Annotated in this window: 23 protein-coding genes; 7 read left to right on the top strand and 16 right to left on the bottom strand. The window is 67.2% G+C overall.

Features of this window, described 5'->3' with window-relative positions; translation table 11 throughout:
- The first annotated feature begins 2 nt into the window (after positions 1-2).
- The gene (locus AC07NC_RS03940) at positions 3-1,697 is read left to right on the top strand and encodes an alkaline phosphatase D family protein (RefSeq protein ID WP_494568647.1); all 1,695 of its coding nucleotides are present in this window, start codon (positions 3-5) and stop codon (positions 1,695-1,697) included.
- Here AC07NC_RS03940 and AC07NC_RS03935 read toward each other — a convergent pair.
- Genes AC07NC_RS03935 through AC07NC_RS03910 form a run of 6 tightly spaced genes read right to left on the bottom strand, consistent with a single transcriptional unit; the run spans position 1,681 to position 7,118 of the window.
- The gene (locus tag AC07NC_RS03935; RefSeq protein WP_494568646.1) at positions 1,681-2,925 is read right to left on the bottom strand and encodes an MFS transporter; all 1,245 of its coding nucleotides are present in this window, start codon (positions 2,923-2,925) and stop codon (positions 1,681-1,683) included. The genes AC07NC_RS03940 and AC07NC_RS03935 overlap by 17 nt on opposite strands.
- A gap of 10 nt (positions 2,926-2,935) precedes the next feature.
- Complete coding sequence (gene dxs / locus AC07NC_RS03930) at positions 2,936-4,849, bottom strand: 1-deoxy-D-xylulose-5-phosphate synthase (RefSeq protein ID WP_494568662.1); 1,914 nt, start codon at positions 4,847-4,849, stop codon at positions 2,936-2,938.
- A 57-nt stretch (positions 4,850-4,906) separates the two neighbouring features.
- On the bottom strand, positions 4,907-5,812 hold the full coding sequence (locus AC07NC_RS03925) for a polyprenyl synthetase family protein (RefSeq protein WP_494568661.1): 906 nt from the start codon (positions 5,810-5,812) through the stop codon (positions 4,907-4,909).
- Positions 5,813-5,817: 5 nt separating this feature from the next.
- The gene (locus tag AC07NC_RS03920) at positions 5,818-6,159 is read right to left on the bottom strand and encodes a tRNA-binding protein (protein WP_494568645.1); all 342 of its coding nucleotides are present in this window, start codon (positions 6,157-6,159) and stop codon (positions 5,818-5,820) included.
- Positions 6,156-6,407, bottom strand: a complete 252-nt coding sequence (locus AC07NC_RS03915) for an exodeoxyribonuclease VII small subunit (RefSeq protein WP_035305608.1) — start codon at positions 6,405-6,407, stop codon at positions 6,156-6,158. Before AC07NC_RS03915 ends, AC07NC_RS03920 begins: the two co-directional genes overlap by 4 nt.
- A gap of 48 nt (positions 6,408-6,455) precedes the next feature.
- Positions 6,456-7,118, bottom strand: coding sequence for a histidine phosphatase family protein (locus AC07NC_RS03910; RefSeq protein ID WP_494568644.1), 663 nt, complete (start codon positions 7,116-7,118; stop codon positions 6,456-6,458).
- Positions 7,119-7,315: 197 nt separating this feature from the next.
- Here AC07NC_RS03910 and AC07NC_RS03905 point away from each other — a divergent pair, with 197 nt between their 5' ends.
- Genes AC07NC_RS03905 through AC07NC_RS03885 form a run of 5 tightly spaced genes read left to right on the top strand, consistent with a single transcriptional unit; the run spans position 7,316 to position 10,198 of the window.
- Positions 7,316-7,843 (top strand): GNAT family N-acetyltransferase, encoded by a 528-nt coding sequence (locus AC07NC_RS03905; protein WP_494568643.1) that lies wholly within the window; start codon positions 7,316-7,318, stop codon positions 7,841-7,843.
- 14 nt (positions 7,844-7,857) lie between these two features.
- Positions 7,858-8,142, top strand: a complete 285-nt coding sequence (locus tag AC07NC_RS03900; RefSeq protein ID WP_154725757.1) for a nucleotidyltransferase family protein — start codon at positions 7,858-7,860, stop codon at positions 8,140-8,142.
- The gene (locus tag AC07NC_RS03895; RefSeq protein ID WP_494568642.1) at positions 8,135-8,473 is read left to right on the top strand and encodes a HepT-like ribonuclease domain-containing protein; all 339 of its coding nucleotides are present in this window, start codon (positions 8,135-8,137) and stop codon (positions 8,471-8,473) included. Before AC07NC_RS03900 ends, AC07NC_RS03895 begins: the two co-directional genes overlap by 8 nt.
- Positions 8,473-9,651: a vWA domain-containing protein gene (locus AC07NC_RS03890; protein WP_494568641.1), complete on the top strand. Its 1,179-nt coding sequence runs from the start codon at positions 8,473-8,475 to the stop codon at positions 9,649-9,651. The genes AC07NC_RS03895 and AC07NC_RS03890 overlap by 1 nt, the downstream gene beginning before the upstream one ends.
- Positions 9,652-9,697: 46 nt before the next feature.
- Positions 9,698-10,198 (top strand): hypothetical protein, encoded by a 501-nt coding sequence (locus AC07NC_RS03885; protein WP_292147760.1) that lies wholly within the window; start codon positions 9,698-9,700, stop codon positions 10,196-10,198.
- Between the two features lie 76 nt (positions 10,199-10,274).
- Here the strand turns inward: AC07NC_RS03885 and AC07NC_RS03880 are convergent, their stop codons facing one another.
- The 5 genes from AC07NC_RS03880 to AC07NC_RS03860 all read right to left on the bottom strand — a co-directional run bounded on the left by AC07NC_RS03880 (position 10,275) and on the right by AC07NC_RS03860 (position 13,982).
- Positions 10,275-10,454, bottom strand: coding sequence for a CsbD family protein (locus AC07NC_RS03880; RefSeq protein ID WP_035305613.1), 180 nt, complete (start codon positions 10,452-10,454; stop codon positions 10,275-10,277).
- A gap of 85 nt (positions 10,455-10,539) precedes the next feature.
- Entirely contained in the window at positions 10,540-10,983 is a 444-nt protein-coding gene (locus AC07NC_RS03875; protein ID WP_008262403.1) for an NUDIX domain-containing protein, read from the bottom strand.
- Between the two features lie 13 nt (positions 10,984-10,996).
- Positions 10,997-12,037, bottom strand: a complete 1,041-nt coding sequence (locus AC07NC_RS03870; RefSeq protein ID WP_494568640.1) for a sensor histidine kinase — start codon at positions 12,035-12,037, stop codon at positions 10,997-10,999.
- Positions 12,034-12,459 carry a response regulator gene (locus AC07NC_RS03865; protein ID WP_231492442.1) on the bottom strand — a complete coding sequence of 142 codons (426 nt, stop codon included), beginning with the start codon at positions 12,457-12,459 and terminating at the stop codon, positions 12,034-12,036. The genes AC07NC_RS03870 and AC07NC_RS03865 overlap by 4 nt, the downstream gene beginning before the upstream one ends.
- On the bottom strand, positions 12,456-13,982 hold the full coding sequence (locus AC07NC_RS03860) for a sensor histidine kinase (protein WP_008263096.1): 1,527 nt from the start codon (positions 13,980-13,982) through the stop codon (positions 12,456-12,458). The genes AC07NC_RS03865 and AC07NC_RS03860 overlap by 4 nt, the downstream gene beginning before the upstream one ends.
- Positions 13,983-14,113: 131 nt before the next feature.
- Here AC07NC_RS03860 and AC07NC_RS03855 point away from each other — a divergent pair, with 131 nt between their 5' ends.
- Positions 14,114-14,830 carry a hypothetical protein gene (locus AC07NC_RS03855; RefSeq protein ID WP_494568639.1) on the top strand — a complete coding sequence of 239 codons (717 nt, stop codon included), beginning with the start codon at positions 14,114-14,116 and terminating at the stop codon, positions 14,828-14,830.
- Positions 14,831-14,848: 18 nt separating this feature from the next.
- Here AC07NC_RS03855 and flhA read toward each other — a convergent pair whose 3' ends face one another.
- The 5 genes from flhA to AC07NC_RS03830 form a co-directional block, all read right to left on the bottom strand.
- Positions 14,849-16,945: a flagellar biosynthesis protein FlhA gene (flhA, locus tag AC07NC_RS03850; protein ID WP_426025421.1), complete on the bottom strand. Its 2,097-nt coding sequence runs from the start codon at positions 16,943-16,945 to the stop codon at positions 14,849-14,851.
- Between the two features lie 7 nt (positions 16,946-16,952).
- Entirely contained in the window at positions 16,953-17,837 is an 885-nt protein-coding gene (bla, locus tag AC07NC_RS03845) for a class A beta-lactamase (protein WP_494568638.1), read from the bottom strand.
- 14 nt (positions 17,838-17,851) lie between these two features.
- Positions 17,852-19,270, bottom strand: coding sequence for a sigma-54-dependent transcriptional regulator FlbD (gene flbD, locus AC07NC_RS03840; RefSeq protein WP_035305627.1), 1,419 nt, complete (start codon positions 19,268-19,270; stop codon positions 17,852-17,854).
- Between the two features lie 69 nt (positions 19,271-19,339).
- Positions 19,340-19,672 carry a flagellar motor switch protein FliN gene (gene fliN / locus AC07NC_RS03835; RefSeq protein ID WP_008258919.1) on the bottom strand — a complete coding sequence of 111 codons (333 nt, stop codon included), beginning with the start codon at positions 19,670-19,672 and terminating at the stop codon, positions 19,340-19,342.
- Entirely contained in the window at positions 19,672-20,319 is a 648-nt protein-coding gene (locus AC07NC_RS03830; protein WP_494568637.1) for a FliH/SctL family protein, read from the bottom strand. Before AC07NC_RS03830 ends, fliN begins: the two co-directional genes overlap by 1 nt.
- Position 20,320 lies beyond the last annotated feature (1 nt).

Below are 20,320 nucleotides of genomic sequence, written 5' to 3'. Positions count from 1 at the left end.
CGATGAATCTGGATCGCCGCAGCCTTCTGGGACTGATCGGCGCGGGGGCGGCGACGCCCGCCGTCGCCCAGACCGCCCATGCCGGTCAGGTCGCCTTCCTTCACGGGGTGGCCAGCGGCGATCCGGATCAGCATTCCGCGGTCTTCTGGACCCGCGTCACCCCGACCGATCCGTCGGTCGGGGTGATTGCGGTGGTTCTTGAAGTGGCCAGGGACGCCGACTTCACCGACATGGTGCGTCGCTTCACCGACCTGACCGCCCGGGCCGAGCGCGACTTCACCGTCAAGCACGACCTGCACGGTCGCGGCCTGGAGCCGGGTCGGGAGTATTTCTATCGCTTCATCGCCAATGGCGTGACCTCGCCCGCGGGTCGGGTCCGCACCCTGCCCCAGGGCGCGACGCCGCAGGTGAACCTGGCCGTGGTGTCCTGCCAGCTCTATCCGGGCGGCCTATTCAACGCCTATGAGGCCATCTCGCAGCTGGACCGGTTGGACGCGGTCGTTCACCTGGGCGACTACATCTACGAATACGGCGCGGCGCCGGGCGACTACGGCATGGCGACCGGCGCGCCGCTGAACCGGGCGCCCCTGCCGCCCCACGAAATCGTCAGCCTGACCGACTATCGGACGCGCCACGCTCAATACAAGACCGATCCCGATCTGCAGGCCGCCCACGCCCGCGCCGCCTTCATCTGCGTCTGGGACGACCATGAGGTCGCCAACGACGTCTGGATGATGGGGGCCGAGAACCATCAGCCGGCGACCGAAGGCGACTTCGCCACGCGCAAGGCGGCGGCCCTGCGCGCCTATTACGAATGGATGCCGATCCGCGAGGCCAAGGCCGGCGCCATGAAGGAAGCGATCAACCGCAGCTTCCACTTCGGCGATCTGGCCAGCCTGCACATGGTCGAAACCCGTCTGACGGCCCGCGCCGAACAGATGGACTTCGCCAACATCCCCAAGACCGCCGACGGCCGCCCGGACGTCGCCGCCTTCGAGGCCCAGCGTCAGGAGCCGTCGCGCGACCTGCTGGGCGAGGGTCAACGCCGCTGGCTGGGCGAGGCCATGAGCCAGTCCAAGGCCGCCGGTCGTCCGTGGCAGATCCTGGGCAACCAGGTCGTCATGGCCCGGGTCAAGGGCCCGAACATCGAACAGATGCTGCCGCCCGCCCAGGTGGCGCAGATGATCGCCAGCCTGCCCGCCGATATCCAGCCCCAGGTCGAGGCCGCGATCCAGCTGTTCAAGCTGGGCCTGCCGTTCAACCTGGACAGCTGGGACGGCTATCCCGCCGGTCGCGAGCGTCTGTACGAGACGATGAAACAGGCGGGCGTCGAGCCGATCGTCCTGGCCGGCGACAGCCACGCCTTCTGGGTCAACGAACTGTATGACAACGGCGGCCAGCGTCGCGCGGTCGAGTTCGGGACCTCGGCCATCTCCAGTCCGTCTCCCGGCGACATGGTCGGCGGCCTGCCGCTGGGCCTGGCGCTGGAAGCCGCCAATCCCGAGGTCAAGTTCTGCGACCAAGCGTCCAAGGGCTATGTCCTGCTGACCCTGGACCGGGATCAGGCGGTGGGCGAACTGCGCGCCGTCTCGACCATCCTGGCCAAGCCGTATCAGAACAAGACGGTGAAACGCTATCGGTTGGCTCAGACCGCGACCGGTCTGGGTCCGCTGGAAGACGTCACCGAACCCGCCTGATCGAGGCCACCGCCAGGGTCGCCCCGCCGAAACAGGCGGCGGCGGCCAGGAACAGGCTGCGGAAGTCCAGACCCAGGTTCTCCAGCAGGACCAGGGCGATCAGGGGCGCGATCGCCTGGGGCAGGGTCACGGCCAGATTGATCAGGCCCAGGTCCTTGCCCCGGTCCTCGACCGAGGGCAGGACGTCGGTCATCAGGGCGATGTCGATCGCGCCATAGCAGCCCTGGCCCACGCCATAGAGGGCGAAGGCGACGACCACGGTGGTCCAGTCCTGGGTGGTCGCCAGCACAGCCGCCGCGATGGCCAGCAGCACCCCGCCGGCGATGGCGAGCGGCTTGCGCCGCGTGATCCGCGAGCCGCCCATGGCGACGACGGTGCTGACCCCGACCACGCCCACGACGGCGATGGCGGTCAGCAGCGAATGGCCGGCCTCGGCCGAGCGGCCGGGAAACAGGATCGGAAAGCCGATGGCGTCGGCGATGTAGAAGAGCAGATAGAAGGCCACCAGCGAATAGCCGGTCACCACCAGGAACCGATAGGTCCAGGCCAGGGTGAAGTCGCGAACGGCGAAGGGGTGCAGCAGGCTGTGCAGAGAAAACCCTGACAAGGGCGCCCGCACCCGGTCGGCGGGCGCCGGATCCTCGCGCGACAGCAGGGCGAAGGGCACGGTCGCCGCCAGAACAACGGCGGCCAGGGTCGCGAACCGCGCGACCTCGCCCTGCGGCCCCCAGGCCATCACGACCGAACCGATCATGGCGGCCAGAGGATAGCCCATGCCCATGACCGCGGACATGGCGCTGCGCCGGTTCTCGGGCACCCGGTCCGCGAACAGGGCGATCAGAGGGGCCAGCAGGATATTGAAGGTCAGCTGGAAAGCGACCAGGCCCAGCACCAGGCCCAGCGGGGTCGAGGACTGCTGGATGGCGGCGTAGCTGCCGACCGTCAGCACCGCGCCGACCACGATCCACGGCCGCCGCCGGCCGTGCCGCGACCGGGTCCGGTCGCTAAGGGCGCCGCCGACGATATTGCCGAGCCCGGCGGCCATACAGCCCCAGAACAGGGCCTGGCTGAGCAACGGCCCCTTGGCCTGACCGTCGATCATCTCGGCGTGGAGGGGCGCGAGCACCTGAAGCAGGGGCGCCACGCCGATGAAGGCGCCGATATAGGCGACGGCGTAACCGATCAGGAAGGCCGACCCGACCGGCCGGGGAGACACGCCGGCGGTCATGCTGCGGGTCTCAGGCCCGGGCGGCCCGCGCCGTCTCGACGCCCAGCGCGCGCAAGGCGGCGGCGGCGATATGGTCCGCGTTGAGCCCCGCCAGAGCATACATGGCGGCCGGGGCGTCCTGATCCTGGAAGACGTCGGGCAGGTTCAGGGTGCGGACCTTGAGGCCGCGATCCAGCGCGCCCTTCTCGGCGAGCAGTTGCAGCACGAAGGCGCCGAAGCCGCCCATGGCCCCCTCCTCCACCGTGATCAGGGCCTCATGCTCCCGCGCCAGGCGCAGGATCAGGGCGGCGTCCAGCGGCTTGGCGAAGCGGGCGTCGGCGACGGTGGCGGACACGCCCCGGGCGGCCAGCAGATCGGCGGCCTTCAGCGATTCCTGCAAGCGGGTGCCCAGGGACAGGATGGCGACCGAGGTCCCCTCGCGCACGATCCGGCCCCGGCCGATCTCGAACGGGGCGGCCAGTTCCGGGATATCGACCCCGACGCCGTCGCCGCGCGGATAGCGGAAGGCGCTGGGGCGGTCGTCGATGGCCAGGCTGGTCGAGATCATGCCCGCCAGTTCGGCCTCATCGGCGGCGGCCATCAGCACCATGCCGGGCAAGGCGCCCATGAAGCCGATGTCGAACGACCCGGCGTGGGTCGCGCCGTCTGCGCCCACCAGACCGGCCCGGTCCATGGCGAACCGCACCGGCAGCGACTGGATGGCCACGTCATGGACCACCTGGTCATAGCCGCGCTGAAGGAAGGTGGAATAGATGGCGCAGACCGGCTTCATCCCGTCAGCGGCCAGGCCGGCGGCGAAGGTGACGGCGTGCTGTTCGGCGATGCCGACGTCATAGGTGCGGTCGGGGAAGGCCTGGCCGAACAGGTCCAACCCCGTGCCCGAGGGCATGGCGGCGGTGATGGCCACGATCGAGGGATCCAGGGCGGCGTGCTTGATCAGCTCGGTCCCGAACACCTTGGTGTAGCTGGGCGCGTTCGACACGGACTTGGCCTGTTTGCCCGAGACCACGTCGAACTTGACCACCGCATGGAGCTTGTCGGCGCTGCTCTCGGCCGGGGCGTAGCCCTTGCCCTTCTGCGTGACGACATGGACCAGGACCGGCCGGTCCTCGATGGCCGCCGCCTTCTTCAGGATCGGGACCAGATTCTCCATGTCGTGCCCGTCGATGGGGCCGACGTAGTAGAAGCCCAGTTCCTCGAACAGGGTGCCGCCGGTGACCATGCCGCGGGCGTATTCCTCGGCCTTCTTGGCCGCGTTGCGGAAGGGGCGCGGCAGGTGCTGGGCGACCGAACGGCCCAGGCGGCGGACGTTCTGATAGGCGCCGCCCGACACCAGACCGGCCAGATAGGCGCTCATGCCCCCGACCGGCGGGGCGATGGACATGTCGTTGTCGTTCAGGATGACCATCAGCTGGCCATTGGTCGCCTCGGCGGCGTTGTTCATCGCCTCATAGGCCATGCCGGCCGACATGGAGCCGTCGCCGATGACCGCCACGACCTTGTTCTTCTCGCCCTTCTGGTCGCGTGCAGCGGCGAAGCCGAGGGCGGCGCTGATCGAGGTCGAGGCGTGGGCGGCGCCGAAGGGGTCGTATTCGCTCTCGCTGCGCTTGGTGAAGCCCGACAGGCCGCCGGGCTGACGCAGGGTGCGGATGCGGTCGCGACGGCCGGTCAGGATCTTGTGCGGATAGCACTGGTGGCCGACGTCCCAGATCAGGATGTCCTTGGGCGTCTCGAACACATGATGCAGCGCCGTAGTCAGCTCGACCACGCCCAGACCCGCGCCCAGGTGGCCGCCCGTCACCGACACCGCGTCGATGGTCTCGGCCCGCACTTCTTGCGCCAGCTGTTTCAGCTGGGCGATGTCGAAGCCCCGCATGTCGGCGGGAAACTTGACGGTGTCGAGAAGCGGGGTGTCGGGCATCAGCCGGGAAAACCTTGAAAGTCTGATCAATCAACCCCTGGGGGAGATCAATGTTTCGTATCAGGACCGGCGCTTTAGCACAAAGTCCACGCTCGCCTTGAGGATTTCCGCCTCGTGCCCGAACGACTCCAGGTGAGCCCTGGCCTGGTCAGACAGGTGCGCGACCCTCTGTCGCGCCGCCTCGAGCCCCAGCAGGGTGACGAAATTGGTCTTGCCCAGGGCGGCGTCCTTGCCGCCGGCGGCCTTGCCCATTTCTTCGGCCGAACCTTCCGCATCCAGAAGATCATCGACGATCTGATAGGCCAGGCCGACATCGTGAGCGAAGCTGATCAGGGCGTGCTGGTGCTGGGCCGAGGCCTCGGCGATGATCAGCGGAATCTCGAAAGCGTAGGCGAACAGGGCGCCGGTCTTCAGCCGCTGCATCCGGGCGACGCCGCCCAGATCGTCGCGCACGCCCAGCAGGTCGATCATCTGACCGCCGGCCATGCCCCGCGCGCCCGAGGCCATCGACAGCCGCGCCGCCAGTTCGCACCGCACGACCGCGTCCTCGTGGGTGTCCTCGTGCAGGATGATGTCGAAGGCCGCCGTCTGAAGCGCGTCGCCGGCCAGGACCGCCGTGGCCTCGTCATAGGCGCGGTGGACGGTGGGGCGGCCGCGCCGCATGTCATCGTCGTCCATGCACGGCAGGTCGTCGTGCACCAGGCTGTAGGCGTGAACACATTCCAGGGCGCAGGCGGCGCGCAGCACCGACCGTTCGTCGATATTGAACAGGCGCGCGGCCTCAAGCGCGAAGAAGGGGCGCAGCCGTTTGCCGGGGCCCAGGGCCGCGTAACGCATGGCCTCGGTCAGGCGGGCTTCCGGTCCGTCGGCGCGCGGCAACAACTGGTCCAGCGCGACCGTGACCAGATCGGCGACCTCGGCCACCCGGTCGATCACGGCCTGTTCGGGCGAATTGGCGGCGAGCATAGGGGTCAAAACAGTCGCCCGCCCAGCGGCAGGTCGCGGTCCACCCCGACCAGCACCACCTCGCCGTCCGCATCGGGAAAGCCGAGTGTCAGCACCTCGGACTTCACCGGCCCGATCTGGCGCGGCGGAAAGTTGACGACGGCGGCGACCTTGCGGCCTTCCAGTTCTTCCAGCGTGAAGTGGCGGGTGATCTGGGCCGAGGATTTCTTGACGCCGATCTCGGGACCGAAATCGATCTGGAGCTTGAACGCCGGCTTGCGCGCCTCAGGAAACGGCTCGGCCTTGACGATCCGGCCGACGCGAATATCGACCTTCATGAAGTCGTCGAAGGCGATGGTCGGGGTCATTCGAACGACGCCGCCTCGACGCCCTTGGCCTGGCCGTCGGGTCCGACGACGATCTTCTCGACGCGCAGTTGGGCCGCCTTCAGACGGGCCTCGCAATGGGCCTTCAGCCGAGCGCCCTCTTCGTACAGGGCGATGGATTCCTCCAACGGCGCCTGGCCTGATTCCAGGCGTGACACGATGGTCTCCAGGCGCTGCAGGGCGTCTTCGAAGCTGAGGTCGGCGGGGATGGCGGCGGCGGTATCGGTCATGGCGCGGACCCTAGAGGGGGTCGAAGCCTGCATCAACGGTGGATGCGGCTATCGCTTCTCGTATCGGCGCTGGGACCAGTATTTGAAGCCCTGGTTATGCACCAGTTTCCAGCCGTCGGCCTTCAGACGGGCGCCGACCATGTGATTGAAATAGCCGTGGGCGAAGACCAGCACGTCCTGGCCGGTTTCGGCGCGGGCGATCAGCTTGCGCGCCGCCTGTTCGGCGCGGGCCTCGGCCTCGGCGCGGGTTTCCTGGCCGCCGTGGTGGTCGAAGGCGTGCCACCAGAAGCGCGACACCACGCCCCACCATTTCGGCGACAGCTTGATCCAGTCGGGAATTGGCGGCGGCGGCAGGGGCGCCTCGATGAACAGGACGTCCGACATGACCTCACGCCCCGCGGCGGCGGCGGCGGCGGTCTCCTGGGCGCGCTGGCGGGTCGAGGCGTAGATGGCGCCGGCGCCCTGGGCCGTGGCGACCAGCTCGGGCGGCGGAGTCTGGCCGGCCAGCAGGCCGCCGATCTCGTATTTGGCCCACCAGTCGCCGTACTGACGCGCGGTGATCAGGCATTTGCGCGACAGGGCCGGCTCGCCGTGGCGCGTCAGGGTGATGGCGCCCGGCCGCATGCCGGCCAAGGCGCGGGACGCAGATCCGCCGGCCGGCTGGGCGACAGAGTCTTCGGTCGAATCGAGGGACAGGGCGGGGGATGACATGGCGATCGGACGGGCCTTAAGTTTCAAGGCGTTATACGTCCTATTCCTCCCCGAGCGCGGCGACATGTGCGACCGCAGAGCGGCCTAGTCCTTCAAGGTCGTAACCGCCCTCGAGCGCGGACACAACCTTGCCCGAACATGTCTGCGCGCCGCCTGTCGGCGGTGACGCGCGCCTCGCCCCATTGTAGAGCCGGATCATGACCGAGACTCTGATCCGCCCTGCCCGCCTCGAAGACGCCGAACCCCTGGGCGCCCTAGGTCGCCGGACCTTCATCGACACCTTCGTGACCGGATTCGCCATCCCCTATCCAGAGATGGACCTGAAGGCCTTCCTGGACGCCAGTTTCGACCCCGAGCCGACGCGAAAGAAGCTGACCGAACCCGGCTGCGCCTGGTGGGTGGCCGAGCGGGACGGCGCCCTGCTGGCCTTCGCCAACGCGGGTCCCAACGGCCTGCCCCACCCCGAGGCGCGCCCGGAGCACATGGAGTTGCGCCGCCTCTATGTGTCGAAGGCCGCACAAGGCCTGGGCCTGGGCACGAAACTGCTGACCCTGTCGCTGGACTGGATGGAGGCCCATAACCAGGGGCCGCTTTGGATCGGCGTCTGGAGCGGAAATGAAAAGGCCCAGCGTCTGTACGCCGCCTATGGGTTCGAGAAGGCGGGCGAATACGAATACCCGGTCGGCGCCTGGCGCGACCACGAGTTCATCTTGCGACGCGGATAGACTATGGTGCGGGCATGACCCGCGCCGAACTGCTGGAAAAGCTGCGTGAGCTGAAGCCCTGGCTCGAGGAGCAGGGCATCGTGAACCTGCGCCTGTTCGGCAGCTACGCCCGCGACGAGGCGGGACCCGACAGCGACGTGGACCTGCTGGTGGATACTTCCAGGCCCATGGGCATCGAGTTTCTGACCACGGAACGCCTGCTGGCGGAAAGACTGGAGACGCCGGTCGAGTTCTGTTCCTGGGAAGTCATGCGGCCCTATGTCAGAACGAAGGTCGAGAAAGACCTGATCCTTGTCTGACGAAGCCGACGCGAACCTGATCGCGGAAATCCTGGACGCCGCCGGTCGTGTAAATTTCTACATCGCGTCTGAAGGCCGGGAGGGCTTCATGCGTCAGACGCTGGTTTATGACGCCGTCTGCATGAACCTGTTGCGGACGGGAGAATGCGCACGCTTCCTGAGCGACGGCATAAAGACGCGCCTCCCAGACATTCCGTGGCCCGACATCGTCAATCTGCGGAATCGTGTGGCGCACAGTTATGAGACGCTGAAGCCGGACGTTCTATGGCTGATCGCCAGCGTAAGCTTGCCAGAACTGGACCCGGCGCTTCGCAGCCTGAGCGACATCTGATGCTCCTGCCCTTCTTCACCGCCCTGCGCGACGCCAAGGTTCCGGTGTCGATGAAGGAATGGCTCCATCTGATGGAGGCCATGGATCGCGATCTGGCGGGGCGCGAGATCGAGGCCTTCTATCACCTGTCGCGCGCGGTGCTGGTCAAGGACGAGAAACACTATGACCGGTTCGACCAGGTGTTCGGGACCGTGTTCAAGGGCGTGGAATCGGTCGGCGCGGGCGAGGATCTGACCACCGACATCCCCGAGGACTGGCTGCGGCTGCTGAACGCGAAATACCTGACCGACGAGGAGAAGGCGCAGATCGAGGCGCTGGGTGGGTTCGACAAGCTGATGGAGACGCTGAAACAGCGGCTGGAGGAGCAGAAGGAACGCCATTCCGGCGGCTCGAAATGGATCGGCACAGGCGGGACCAGCCCCTTTGGTCACGGCGGCTATAATCCTGAGGGGGTGCGGATCGGCGGGCCGGGCAAGCATGGCCGGGCGGTCAAGGTGTGGGAGAAGCGCGAATTCCGGAACCTTGACGACACGGTCGAACTGGGCACCCGCAACATCAAGGTGGCCTTGCGCCGCCTGCGCCGGTTCGCGCGCGAGGGTGCGGCGGAAGAACTGGACATCGACGGCACCATCGACGGCACGGCACGCCAGGGCTGGCTGGACATCCAGATGCGGCCCGAGCGGCGCAACACGATCAAGGTCCTGCTGTTCCTCGACATCGGCGGCTCGATGGACGGCCACATAAAGATGGTCGAGGAACTGTTCTCGGCGGCCAAGACCGAGTTCAAGAACCTGGAGTTCTTCTACTTCCACAACTGCCTCTACGAAGGCGTCTGGAAGGACAACCGGCGGCGTCACACCGAGCGGATTGCGACCTGGGACCTGCTGAACAAATATCCTGGGGACTGGCGGGCCATCTTTGTCGGCGACGCGACCATGTCGCCCTATGAGATCACCATGCCGGGCGGCTCGGTCGAGCACTGGAACGAGGAGGCCGGCGCGGTCTGGATGAAACGCGCCCGTCAACAGTGGGAAAAGTCGATCTGGCTGAACCCGGTGCAGGAACGATACTGGAGCTACACCGCCTCGGTCGGCCTGCTGCGCGAGGTGATGGACGAGCGGATGTTCCCCCTGACGCTGGAAGGCCTCGACAAGGCGATGCGGGCGCTGACAAGGTAGATTTCGCGTTCGAAGCGAACGCGCCCCATTACGAAGGGCCTGACCGATGATCGCCGCCGCCTTCGCCCTGCTGTTGCTGCAACAGACCGCCCCCTCCGTCGTGTGGGAAGCGCCCGCCGCCGAGACCGCTGCGGAGACGCCGGTCGCGGCGCCCCGACATACGGTGCCGGAATGGGGCCTGGCGGATCCCTTCGGCTATGAGCGGGCGCGCTGCAGCCCCCAACTGCGCGGCGCCAGGACGCTGGAGGACTGTCAGGCCGAGGTGCGTGGACAACTCGCCTTGGCCCTGGGTGAGGATTTGCCGGATGCGTTGCGACCCGTCGGCATGGCGGGCGATTGCCAGATGACGCAGGCGACGGAGCGCGGATCGCCCTATGGCCTGCAATGCGGGCCGCAGTCGCGGACGCCCGCTGCGTCGTCCACCCCGCAGGAAATGGATTGTCGCCCCCGTCCCGTCGAAGGCGGTTTCAGCTCCGAGTGCCGGCCGGTCGATGAGGCCAAAAACAAGGGTCTGTCGCTACGTCTTTGGGGCGGCAAGGACGACTGAAAACAGGGTCCGCCCAAACCGAAACGCCGCCCGCTTTCGCGGACGGCGTTCGGGCGGTGACGGATCGGGGTAAGGCTTACTTGTCGTCTTTCAAGCTGTCCTTCACGCCGCCGACGGCGTTCTGGACCTTGCCCTCGACCTGATCGGCCTTGCCTTCGGCCTGCAGCTTGGAATCGCCGGTCAGCTTGCCCGCGCCTTCCTTGATCTTGCCGCCCATGTTCTTGGCGGAGCCTTCGATACGGTCTTGATCAGCCATGAGAATTCTCCTTTTCGAGCGGCGCTGTCATAGCGCCGCGACGTGCAGGAAGAACGGGATGGCCGCGAGGCTTGTTCCGTAAGGCTCAGCTTGCGCGACGCAGCCAGACCGCCACCGCCCAGGCGTGAGCGTCGTGCCGCAGGCGCGACAGGGCGACGGTCGGGTCCAGCCAGACCAGAGTGTGATCGTCCTCGCATTTGGCGTCAGGATTTTCGCCCGTGACCACGCCGGTCCAGAAACCGCCGATGTTGCACAGCGGCTCGCCATTGCTTTTCAGGTGATACTGGCCCGCCTCGGCGATGCGGTTCAGCGGCTTGACGTCCAGGCCGGTCTCCTCGACGAATTCTCGCACCAGGGCCTGAACCTCGCTCTCGTCCCCGTCCACGGCCCCGCCGGGCAGGTCGAAATAGGCTCCGGTCGTCCGCTCGACCCGCACGCAGGCGATCAGGCCGTCGCGTTCGACGACGCCGAACGCCGTCGCCCGGTGGCGGTAGTCGATTGCAGGATTGCGAACGCCGAACTGAAGCATGACTAAACTGACCCTAGAGGTCGAAGGCCAGCCGGGCGCGCACGCCCTTGTGGGCGGCGTCGAACTCGACGGCCGAACGCAGTCCCGAGGCCATGGCCGAGATGATCTTGCCGCCCAGGCCCGTGCCCTTGGGCGCGCCGTCGCCCAGGCCCGGACCGTCGTCCTCGACCGTCAATATGGCGCGATGTTCGCCCTCGGGCTGCAGCTTGATGCGGATTTCGCCGCCCTGGCCCGGCAGATAGGCGTATTTCACGGCGTTGGTGACCAGTTCGGCGACGACGACGCCCAGGGACACGGCCTGATCCGTCGTCACCCACATCGGCGCGGCGTCCACGACCAGGCGCGGCGAGCCTTCGCCCGGACCGACGGACTTGGACAGTTCGTGCATCAGGCCTTCGAGATATTCGTCCATGGCCACCCGGCTCATGTCGCCCGAGGTGTAGAGGCGGCGATGGACGTGGGCCACGGCCTCGATCCGCGCCTGGCATTCCCGCAAGGCCTCGCGCGCGCCCTCGTCGGTGATCTGGCGCATCTGCAGGGACATGAAGCTGGACACCAGTTGCAGCGAATTGCCGACCCGGTGATTGACCTCGCGCAACATGGCCTCGGCACGGTCACGGGCCAGACGGACTTCCTCCTGCGCGATGTCGTTCTCACGCTGCAGCCGGCGACGCAGAACGGCGTCTTCCAGGGCCGACCGCAACAGGGAGGTGAAGTCTTCCGACACGTCCTTGATGACATAATCCGCAGCGCCCGCACGCAGGGCGGCCACAGCGATCCGGCCCTCCTGGGCGCCGGTCACGTAAACGACCGGAGGCGGCGCGTTCAGGGTCAGGATGTCCGGCAGAACGTCCAGCCCGTCGCGACTGGGCATATAGTGGTCCAGGGCGCAGACGTCGTATTCATGGGCCGCAAGCAGCGCCAGCCCGGCGTCACCATCGGGCGCGCAGGTGACGGCGAAGCCGTGGCGGCTCAACTCCTTCTCGACCAGCCGCGACAGCCCGCGGTCATCGTCGATATAGAGCAGTCGAATGGCGCCGGAGATTGCGATCACTCGATCTCCGGGGCCTGCATCACCGACAGGAACAGACCCAGTTGGCGGATCGCGCCGGCGAAGGATTCATAATCGACCGGCTTGGTGATGTAGACGTTGCAGCCCAGATCGTAGCAGCGCTGGATTTCGACCTTATCGTCCGTGGTCGTCAGAACCACGACGGGCGCGCGCTTCAGCCGGTCGTCGGATTTCACCTTCTCCAGAATGTCGGTACCCGACATATCCGGCAGGTTCAGGTCCAGCAGGATCAGCAGCGGGCCGTTGGCCAGGATTTCCGCACTGAACAGATAGTCGAGCGCCGCGCCGCCTTCGTCGAAATGCTTGATCTCGTTGCTAATATTCGCACGGCGAATATTCTTCTCGATCAGTTTGGCATGACCGTGGTCGTCTTCGACCATGATGATTTTGACGGGTTGCGTCACAGCACGCCTCCGGGTTCCGACAGGATCAGTCGTTTGGGGAATTTCAGAAGGAAAGTCGAGCCCTTGCCAAGCTCGGACTCCAGATCGATGACCCCGCCGATCCTGCGCACGCTGTTGCGCACGAAGGCCAGGCCCAGCCCCTCCCCGGCGCGGTCCTGCTTGCCCGAACGACGGAACAGTTCGAAGATTCGTTCATGGTCCCTGGGCGCGACGCCGCGTCCATTGTCGGCGACCCGATAGACGATCCAGCCGCCGGGGACCTCTTCCCCCGAGACGACGATCTCGCCCGGCCGGCCGGCGTCCAGATATTTGACGGCGTTGTCGATCAGATTGCCCAGGATCTGTTCCATCGACAGACGGTCGCTCTCGATCGGCGGCAGGCTTTCGACGACGATCCGTGCGCCGGAGGCCTCGGTCTGATGGTGGACGCTGTCGGCGATGTTCTGGGCCATGGCGGTCATGTCCAGCGGCTCCGGCGCCAGATTGCGCCGCCCCTCGCGCGACAGTTTCAGGATGGCGTTGATCAGCCGGTCCATCTTTTCCGTGGAGGCCCGGATGAAGCCGAGGGCCTCCGGCATGTCCTCGCGCACGGCCGTGACGACGTCGGCGCTGACAGGGCCTTCGGCCTCCGCCTCGCGGATCGCCGCATCGATCACCTTGCCCGCCTGCTCCAGTTCGGAGGTGTAACCCATGACATTGACCAGGGGCGCGCGCAGATCGTGGCTGACGATATAGGCGAACCGCTGGATCTCGTCGTTGGCGCGGGTCAGGGCGGCGGTGCGGTCGCGGACCGTGTCCTCCAGGCCGGCGTTCACCGCATCCAGTTCCTCGCGCGCCCTCTGGATCTCGCCGACGTAGCGACGCACCATCCAGGCCGACAGCAGGGCCAGAATCAGCACCAGAAGGCCGGTCATGGCGTTCATCAACACCGTGACGAAGGCGGATCGCTCGGAGGCATGGGTGCGGTCGGCGATGCGGGCGGACTTGAGGGCGTCGAAGTCGTCGATGGCCACGCGCAGCTCGTCCATGTAGCGCTTGCCTTCGCCGGAGCGCACGGACTGGATCGCCTGCCCTATGCGACCCGCGCGCGCCAGGGCCAGCGTGCCCTCCATTTCTTGAAGCTTGGCGTCCGCCAGGCGTCGTATGCGCGCCACCGGCTCCTCCAGGACAGGGTCGCCGACCACGCCTTGCTCCAGAAAGCTCAGGGCAGGCTCCCGCTCCGCCCTTGCGGCCTCGAAGGGCTGCAGGAAGTCGCTCCGTCCGGTCAGCAGAAAGCCGCGCTGCGCCGTCTCGGCGTCCAGCATAGAGATCAGGACGGTGCGCGACGCCCGCCGCATCTGCTGTGCATGTTCGATCGTGTCGTTCACCGTCGCGGTGCGCCGGATCATGACGAAGGTCGAGATATTCACCGTAAGCAGCAGGACGAAGGCCAGGATCAGCAAACCCGAGACGGATCGCACAAGCGACGGCGTCCGCAGGAAGGTGCTGAAACGCGACCAGTTCTGGCTTTGTCGAGGTGTCATGCCACGAGCATTAGCGGCGCCGGGGCGTGCGTCAAACGCCTGTTGCACGAAACCTGCGGGATTTTCGCGGCTTGTGGTTAATATGGCCCGGCATGACCTTGCGGGGGCGGGGCTTAATCGGGGACGGGACGATGATCGGGTGGTGGTGGATTTTGCCGACGGCGGTGGCGCTGATCGGGCTGGTTCTGTTGATCCGGGGCTTGCGGGCTCTGTTCGGCGGCAAGCCTCTGAGCGGGGGCCTGGGCGCAGTCTTCGGCGGGGCCATTCTCTGGGCCGCCTGCCTGGTCGCCCTGTTCGGCATGAATATTCAGACCTACGCCCGCCTCACCTACGAGCGTCCGGTCGCAACCCTGACCCTGCGCCAGATCGGGCCGCAGTATTACGAGATCAACCTCGTCCAGCCCCCGCGCGAGGGCCAGGCCGCCGCTGCGGGCGCCCTGTATCCGGTTCACGGCGACGACTGGCGGATCGAGGCCCAGGTCCTGAAGTGGAAGCCTTGGGCCAATGTTCTGGGGCTGGATGCGCAATACCGGCTGGACCGGCTGTCCGGCCGGTATCGAGCCATCGAACAGGAGTTGCACGGCGAACGCAGCGCCTATGACCTGGCGGCGGCCGAGGCCAACGCCCGCAACGGCGCCGTCCCCTTCAAGGTCGAGGCCTGGGACGCCATCCGCCGCTACCGGCGCTATGTTGATGCTGCGGACACCCTGTACGGCTCGGCCGCCTACATGCCGATGGCCGACGGCGCCCGTTACGAGGTCTGGATCACCCAGTCGGGTCTGGTCGCCCGCCCCGTCAACGACGTCGCACGCAACGCCTCGGCCGGCGGCTGGACGGTGGCGAACTAGGCCGCGATTCCGTCCGGTCTAAACCTGCCCCAGGGTGCGCAGCTTGGCGCGCGGGTGGATCTCGTTCTGACTCATCACCACCGTCTGCCCGCGGAAGCGCTCGATGATCGAGCGGACATAGGGGCGGGTCTGGGGCCCGGTCAGCAGGACGGGATTTTCGCCTGACATGGCGATCCGTTCGAAGGTCTCGCGCACGGATCGGATGAAGTCCTGAAGCCGTGACGGCGCCATGGCCAGTTGCTTGTCCTCGCCGCCGCCGACCAGGCTCTCGGCGAAGGCGCTCTCCCACTCCGGCGACAGGGTGACGATGGGCAGGGCGCCGTCGCCGCCCTGGTGCTGCCAGCACAGCTGGCGAGCCAGGCGGGCGCGGACGTGTTCGACCAGGGTGGTGACGCTCGTGCTGTGGGGCGCCGCCTCGGCCAGGCCCTCCAGGATCGCCGGCAGGTCGCGGATCGAGACCTTTTCGCGCAGCAGGGCCTGCAGCACGCGCTGCAGGGTGGTGACGGTGACGACGCTGGGGATCAGTTCCTCGACCAGCTTCTTCTCCTCGACCCCCAGTTCCTTCAGCAGCTTCTGCACCTCGCTGTAGGACAGCAGGTCGGCCATGTTTTCCTTCAGGATCTCCGTCAGGTGGGTCGTCAGCACCGTCGAGGGATCGACCAGGGTGTAGCCGTGGAAGGTGGCTTCCTCGCGCAGGTTCTCGTTGATCCAGGTGGCCGGCAGGCCGAAGGCGGGTTCGCGCATGTGTTCGCCCGGCAGTTCCACCTGGCGGCCGGCGGGGTCCATCGCCATCAGATGGCCCAGACGCACTTCGCCTGCGCCGGCGTCCATCTCCTTGATGCGGATGGCGTAGCCCTGGGTCGGCAGGCGCATATTGTCGAGGATGCGCACCTGCGGGATGACGAAGCCGTATTCCTGGGCCAGCGACCGGCGCAGGGCCTTGATCTGGTCGGTCAGGCGACGCCCCTCCAGATCATTGATCAGGCTGAGCAACGAATAGCCCAGCTCGATCTTCACCTCGTCGATGGTCAGGATGCTGGAGATCGGCTCTTCGACCTCCTCCTTGGGCTTGGCCGCTGCGGCGGCGATCTCGGCCTCCGTCGGCTGCGGCTTCAGCCGGCTGCGTCCCAGTTTCCAGGCCATGAAGCCCGAACCGATGGCCAGGGCGGCGAAGGGGATCAGCGGCATGCCGGGAATCAGGCCGATCAGGCCGGCGGCGCCGGACACAACGCCCAGCGACACCGGGTTGGTGGCCAGCTGGGTCACCATGGCCTTGTCCGCCGTCCCCTCGACGCCCGCCTTGGACACCAGGAAGCCGGCGGCGATCGAGATGATGATAGCCGGCACCTGCGTCACCAGACCGTCGCCGATGGTCAGTTGCACATAGGTGTTGGCGGCCTCCATCGCCGGCATGCCGTGCGTCAGTGTTCCGATCAGGACGCCGCCGATGGCGTTGATGAAGGTGATGATCAGACCGGCCACGGCGTCGCCGCGCACGAACTTGGACGCGCCGTCCATGGCGCCGAAGAAGGTCGATTCCTGCTCCAGCTCCTTGCGGCGCAGCTTAGCCTGATCCTCGGTGATCAGGCCCGACGACAGATCGGCGTCGATCGCCATCTGCTTGCCCGGCATGGAGTCCAGGGTGAAGCGGGCCGAGACCTCGGCGATCCGGGTCGAACCCTTGGTGATGACGACGAAGTTCACCACCAGGATAATGGCGAAGATGATCACCCCGATGATGAAATTGCCGCCCATCATCAGCTGGCCGAAGGCGTTGATGACCTGACCCGCCGCGTCGTGGCCTTCCTGGCCGTGGGTCAGGATCAGGCGCGTCGAAGCCAGGTTCAGGCCCAGGCGGAACAGGGTCGAGACCAGCAGCACGGTCGGGAAGATGGCGAAGTCCAGCGGCCGCTTCATCATCACGGCCGTCATCAGGATCAGCACGCTGGACACCAGCGAGATCGCAAGCAGCAGGTCCAGAAGCATCTTCGGGACCGGCAGGATCAGCAGCATGATCACGCCGATCACGCCGACGGCCATCAGCACTTCGCCGCGGTTGACCCAGCCCAGGACGTCGCGCCCGGTGGGGCGCGCCATGCCGTCCTTCATCATCATGGGCGTATCAGTCACGGCCCAGCGCCTTCAGGGCGCGGCGGGTCGCCTCGGCGATCACGGCGTCGCGCTGATCGTCGGTCGCCTCGGTCGCGCCGGTGAAATAGGCGGCGACGATGACCGGCGAACCGCTCAGCGGCGTCAGCATGGCGATGTCGTTGGCCGTGCCGTTGGCGCCGGTCCCGGTCTTGTGGGCCACGGTCCAGCCTTCGGGCGCAGCGGCCTTGATCCGGTTCGGGCCGGTTGGCGAGGCCGTCAGCCAGCCGTGCAGCAGGGCGTCGTTCTCCGGCGTCAGCCGCTCGCTGAAGGCCATCTCGCGGATATTGGCCAGCGTCTGCTCGGGCAGGCAGGTGTCGCGCGGGTCGTTGGGCAGGGCGGTGTTCAGGTCCGGCTCCAGGCGCGAAATCACGGTGGTGGTGTCGCCGAACGTCGGCCACCACGAACGCCATACGGCGATTCCGCCCATTTCGCGGATCAGGATGTTGGCGGCCGGATTGTCGCTGACCTCCACCGTCGCCTGCATCAGTTCACGGATCGTCAGCGTGCGGCCCACGGCCTTTTCGGTCACAGGCGCATGGGGGACGATATCGGCGCGGGTGACGGCGACGGCGCGATCCAGGCTCTCCTCGTCGCGCTGCACCCGTTCCAGGGTGGCGGCGGCCAGAAAGGCCTTGAACGTCGAGCAGAAGGCGAACCGCTCCTGGCCGCGCCACAGCACGCGTCGGCCGCTGGCGACGTCCAGGGCCGCGACGCCGAGCCGGCCGCCGTAACGCGCTTCAAGATCGCTCAGGAAGAAGTCCGGCGCCTTTTCGGCCGGGATCTCGTCCTGTGTGCGCGGCGTGCAGGCGGCAAGGCCCAGCGCACCGGCGCCGGCGATCAGCTTTCGTCTGTCCACACCGCGCCCCATGCTCAGGCTGCGTAGCCCGAGGCGGAGACGCCCGACTGGGGCGCCGGGATGGTCGTGCCCTCGTCGGCGTATTCGTTCAGCTTGTTGCGCAGGGTGCGGATCGAGATGCCCAGGATGTTGGCCGCATGGGTCCGGTTGCCCAGGCAGTGGGTCAGGGTGTCCAGGATCAGGGTCTTTTCCATCGCCGCCACCGTCTGACCGACGAAGCTGCGCGTCACCGCATCGGCCGCCTGGGCCGCCCGCGCCGCGACGCCGCCGCCGTAGGGGTTTTCCTGCCCCGTCGAGGCCGCGCCCATCATGCCCGAAGCCGGGGTCAGGGGCTGACCGTCCGGCAGGCGGATGGCGTCGACGTCGATCTCCGGCCCGGTCGCCAGCAGCACCGCCCGATGCATGGCGTTTTCCAGCTCACGGACGTTGCCGGGCCAGCGGTGGGCGCTGATGGCTTGGCGTGCGCGCGCCGAGATCGGCCGAACCGGCACGCCGTTGGCGGCGGCGTATTTCTTGATGAAATGCTCGGCCAGAACCCCGATGTCGCCCGGCCGCTCGCGCAGGGCCGGCAGGCGCAGATTGACGACGTTCAGCCGGTACAGCAGGTCTTCGCGGAACGTGCCTTCCGACACGGCGCGGGCCAGGTCGCGGTTGGACGTGGCGATGATGCGGATATTGACCGACACAGGCTTGGAGCCGCCGACGCGGTCGATGACCCGTTCCTGGATCGCGCGCAGCAGCTTTGCCTGCAGCCGGGCGTCCATTTCGCTGATTTCGTCCAGCAGCAGGGTGCCGCCGTCGGCCTCTTCGAACTTGCCGATCCGGCGCGCGACGGCGCCGGTGAAGGCGCCCTTCTCGTGCCCGAACAGTTCGGATTCCAGCAGATTGTCGGGAATGGCGGCGCAGTTGACGCTGATGAAGGGGCGTTCCGACCGGCGCGAATTGTCATGCATGTAGCGCGCCATCACCTCCTTGCCGACGCCGCTTTCGCCGGTGATCAGGATCGAGGCTTCCGAGCGCGCCACCTGGTCGGCCAGTTGCAGCACCGCCTTCATCGACGGGTCGGCCGAGATCATCGGCTTCTCGTCGTCGGCGACAGCGGCCAGGACGGCGGCGATCAGTTCCGCGTCGGGCGGCAGGGGGATGAACTCCTTGGCCCCGGCCTTGATCGCCGCCGCGGCCTCACGCGCATCGGCGTCGACGCCGAAGGCCACCACCGGCACCGTGATCCGCTCGGCCTCGTTCGCGGCGATCAGGGCCGCGATGTCGAGCTGGTAATCGACCATCAGCAGGTCGGCGCCCTGCCCTCGTCGCAACTGCTCCGTCGCCTGGTCCGCGCGCTCGACGTGGCTGACCTTGGCGCCGTGCGCCATGGCCATCTTCACCGCCGAAGCGAGCTGTCCGCTCAGTCTGCCTACCACCAGAAGACGCATTGTTCTTCTCCTCTAAACTTTCATCCGGGTCGCCGTCGTTCAGCCGCGCAGAGCCTGCGCGGCGTCGCTTCAGCCCCCCGAGTCCTCGGTCTTGATGATTTCCGTCATGGTCACGCCCAGCCGGTCGTCGACGACGACGACCTCGCCGCGCGCGATCAGACGGTTGTTGACGAAGATGTCGATGGCCTCGCCGACCTTGCGGTCCAGCTCCAGCACAGACCCCTTGTTCAGTTTCAGCAGCTGGGCCACCGACATGTGCGACTTGCCCAGCACGGCCGAGATGTTCACCGGCACCTCGAAGACCGTGGCCAGGTCGGCGGCGGTCTTGTCGCCATGATCATCGACCACGGCCAGGGCGGTGGAGTCCGGGAACTCCTCGAGCGAAAGATCGTCGGAGGCCATCAGAAATCACTCCGGTCAGTATTGATAGGGGGTTCGGCGTGCCCGGCCTCGGCGGCCAGGGCGGCGGTCAGAGCTTCGGCCACGCGTTGGGCCGAGCCTTCCGGATCGTGGTCGGCGCGACCATCGGCCCATTCCAGCTGGAAGGCCGCAAAACCCATGCCCGGCTCGTCCCGGAAGGCGACGACGCCGGTGAAACCGCTGTCGGCGCAGGCCCGCTCGATCTGGGCGCGGCCCTCGTCGTCCAGACCGGCTGCACGCACGACCAGACGCGGCGAAGCGTCGATCTCCTGGGCCAGCGCCTCAAGGGCGGCGCGCAAGGGGGCCTGGGGGAAACGCTCCAGCGCCGCGCCGCCGATGGCCCGGGCGGCCGCCAGGGCCAGGTCGGCCGACTGTTCACGATGCGTCTGGGCCACGTTCCTCAGCGAGGGCAAGGCCGCAGCCACGCCCTGGGCGATATTGGTCAGAGCCATGGCCCGGATGTTCTCGATCTCGTTCAGCGCCTGCTGGCGCGCCTCCAGCTGCGCATGGGCGACCAGGGCGTCCACCTCGGCCGGCAGATAGCTGCGCTTGGTCGGCTTCCAGGCGCTTTCGCGCACCACCGAACCGTCGGCGTCGAACTCGGTATCGAAGGCGAAGGGAGTGCTCATG

The organism is Brevundimonas sp. GW821-FHT10A07, from assembly GCF_059415785.1.
Note: the sequence above shows the minus strand (reverse complement) of the source record. Positions and strands in the feature narration are given on the sequence as shown.